General features: G+C 61.5%; 3 protein-coding genes and 1 pseudogene. All 4 read right to left on the bottom strand.

What is annotated here, in order from left to right:
- Positions 1–729, bottom strand: a 729-nt coding sequence (locus EOA60_RS26210; protein WP_206628247.1) for a potassium-transporting ATPase subunit KdpA, incomplete at its 3' end; no start/stop codon positions are given.
- A 22-nt stretch (positions 730–751) separates the two neighbouring features.
- On the bottom strand, positions 752–841 hold the full coding sequence (locus tag EOA60_RS26215) for a K(+)-transporting ATPase subunit F (protein ID WP_067003971.1): 90 nt from the start codon (positions 839–841) through the stop codon (positions 752–754).
- 497 nt (positions 842–1,338) lie between these two features.
- Positions 1,339–2,430 carry a Gfo/Idh/MocA family oxidoreductase gene (locus EOA60_RS26220; protein ID WP_067003969.1) on the bottom strand — a complete coding sequence of 364 codons (1,092 nt, stop codon included), beginning with the start codon at positions 2,428–2,430 and terminating at the stop codon, positions 1,339–1,341.
- Positions 2,431–2,504: 74 nt separating this feature from the next.
- Positions 2,505–3,050: pseudogene (locus EOA60_RS26225) on the bottom strand (ABC transporter substrate-binding protein); the annotation flags it as partial.

Raw genomic sequence — 3,050 nt, forward strand, 5'->3', positions numbered from 1 at the left:
TCCGAAGCGCGTCTCCTTGCCTCGATGGGCGTGCTGTTTCTCGTCGGCGTCATCGTCTGCTACTGGGCCGAGCGCGATCGTCTGCTTGGCGCCTTCCAGCGTGGTGGCGTCGACATAGGGTCCAAGCGTCTGCGGGATGCCGAGCCACACATAGACGAGCGTCAGCACGATGCAGGCCGGCAGGAGCACGTAAAGCGTGCAGCGGGTCAGGTCGACCCAGAAACTGCCGATCGACTTGCCCGAGGCGCGGGCAAAGCCGCGGATCAGCGCGATCGCAATGGCAATGCCGGTGGCGGCCGAAACAAAGTTCTGGACGGTGAGGCCGGCCATCTGCACGAGGTAGGACATCGTGCTTTCGCCGCCGTAGTTCTGCCAGTTGGTATTGGTGACGAAGCTCGCCGCGGTGTTGAAGGCGAGCTCCGGTTCGACCGCAGCCATCCCGGCGGGATTGTAGGGCAGCGCGCCCTGCAGCCGCTGCAAGGCATAAAGCACGAGGAAACCGGCGAGGTTGAAAAGCAGCATGCCGGTGGCGTAGGCGGCCCAGTGCTGTTCTTCCTTCTCGCTTGTCCCGGCGAGGCGATAGAGGCCGCGCTCGATCGGGACAAGCACGGGCGACAGCAACGTACGATCGCCTTTGAAGACGCGGTGCATGTAGCCGCCGAGCGGCTTCACGAGCAAAAGCAGGATCCCGCAATAGACGAGGATCTGTATCCAGCCGTTGAGTGTCATGAACTGACTTTCCGTATGCCGATCAGAAGCGCTCTGGGCGGATGAGGGCGTAGGTGAGGTAGGCAAGCAAGAACAAGGTCACCGCGCCGCCGAGGACGTAGTCGAAAAGCATTGTAAGACCCTTCGATCAGATTCTGTCGCAGGCTTTGACGTAAGCTAAGGACAGGACGAAGAACAAAATCCCCATCCCGAGAACAACGAGGTCCATTGCAGGCATTCCTTGTTTCGGCTTGTTTTTGCACCCCGACACGGTCGAGTTCAAAATTGCACAGGACCGCCCGTCACCTTGGCGGCGACGGCGATGAAAGTGTTTTTCGAGGGGAATATGGACCCGACCGCCATAAGGGTTCGAGACGAGGCGGGGACCAAAGAAATAGGAATCTTATAGGAAATTGACGCCACGGGATGAAGGCGGCGGCAACGTGCTGTTCCAAAGATCCGGAAGCTGGTTGGCCGGCCGCCGGTCCCTGCACGGCATCTCCTCTTCCAACTGCGTGGAGAGCGCTACATAGCGGCCGACTGGCTGCATGCCGATCGGCACGCCGCCGGCGGACTGCCCAGCCGCGAAGCGGCTAGATGTGAGGTTGCGCGGCAGGCTGACCGGAAGCTTCAGGTCAGCTCGACGGTCCGCTTCTCCGCGATGCTCTGCTCGGCGGCTAAAACGATGCGCAGGCTGTTGACGGCGGCATCCATTTGCTCGGTCAGATCGAGGTCCTCACGGATGGCGCGCAGGAAGAAGGCCTGCTCGCGGTCGCAAAGCTCCTGATGGCCGGGCTCGTCCTCCATGCTGACGATCTCGTCGGGCTTCGAGAAGTTCTTGTCGCCATCGACCTGCGCGTAGTGGATCTTCAGCGCGTCGGTCTTGGTGTGGCGGTCGATGTCGGCGGAATCCGATACCTCCTCGGCTTCCTTGGCGCTGCTTGCGGACTGGCCGGCGACGATCGAAACGGCGCCTTTCGGGCCGACCACATCCTTCACGAAATAGGCGGTCTCGCTCATCATCGGGCCCCAGCCGGCTTCATACCAGCCGACCGAGCCATCATCGAAAGTGACGTGCAGATGGCCATAGTTCTGCTTGTCGGCCTCGGCCCAGAGTTTGGCGCCGATGCCGTGCACGCGCACCGGCTTGGCGCCGGTCAGCTGGCACATGACGTCGACATAGTGCACGCCACAGTCGACGATCGGGATCAGCGAGTCGATCAGGTTCTTGTGCCAGTGCCAGGCGCTGCCGCTGCTCTGCTGGTTGAGGTTGAGGCGCATCACCAGGGGCTTGCCGAGCGTCTTGCCGACCTCGATGAATTTGATCCAGGACGGGTGGACGCGCAGGATGTAGCCCAGAACCAGCTTCCGGTTCTTGGCCCGCGCGGCGGCCACCACCTTCTCGGCGTCGGCGATGTTGGTGGCGAGGGGCTTTTCCATGAACACATGGCAGTTGGCGGCGATCGCCTTCAGCGCGTATTCGGCATGCGTGTTCGGCCAACTGTTGATCGAGACCGCGTCCGGCTTGGTCTCCTTCAGCGCCAAGTCGAAATCCTCATAGAGCGGATAGCCGGCGAGCTCCTTCGGGATCTTCTTGTTGCTCTTGATGGTGCGGCTCATGATGCCGACGATCTCGAAGCCGTCGGAGCGGTGATAGGCGCTCGCATGCGAAGCGCCCATATTGCCCAGACCAACCACCAGGATTTTTACTTTGTCGGCCATGTCAGCCTCCCCAATGCTCTTTGAACAGTAGCTCGGGCGGCATCAGGCGCCGCCCGATGGTCAATGCGCCCGCCTTACTTGACGGCGGAATCGAACAGGTGCGCCTTGATCTTCTCGACGTCGAGCGCGGCAAAGCCTTCCGACAGTTTCACGCCGTCGGCATCGGCCTTGACCTTCGCCTTGTCGAAGTCGTTGGCGGTCGGAATCAGGTCGTTGGTGCAGACGTCTTCGGCCTTCACCGGCGCGGTGATCTGGCCGATCTTCAGGATCTCGTCGAAAAAGCCCTGCCAGCTCGCCATGTCGTGCGAGCCCCAGCCACTGCGCTTGTCCATGTCACCGCGGAAGACGTTGATCTGCTGCAGGATCGAGGTGGTGCCGAGCTCAGGGCCAAGGTTCTTGGCCAAGGTCGGGAATTGCTCGAACACGGTTTCGACGGCCGCGCGCGGGTTCTGGTAGCCGAATTCGAGGCCCATCGCCCAGCCGCGCAGATATTTTTCGAGGAAGGCCTTCTTGTCGGGATCCTCGAGATCGGCGGCGCGCACGACGAAGGTGTTGGCCGGAAGCTTGGAATTCTGGACGCCGAGCCAATATTCGAAGTCGAGGTCCTTGGCGATCCATTC

It is taken from the genome of Mesorhizobium sp. M1A.F.Ca.IN.020.06.1.1 (assembly GCF_004023265.1).
In the GTDB taxonomy this organism is placed as follows: domain Bacteria; phylum Pseudomonadota; class Alphaproteobacteria; order Rhizobiales; family Rhizobiaceae; genus Mesorhizobium.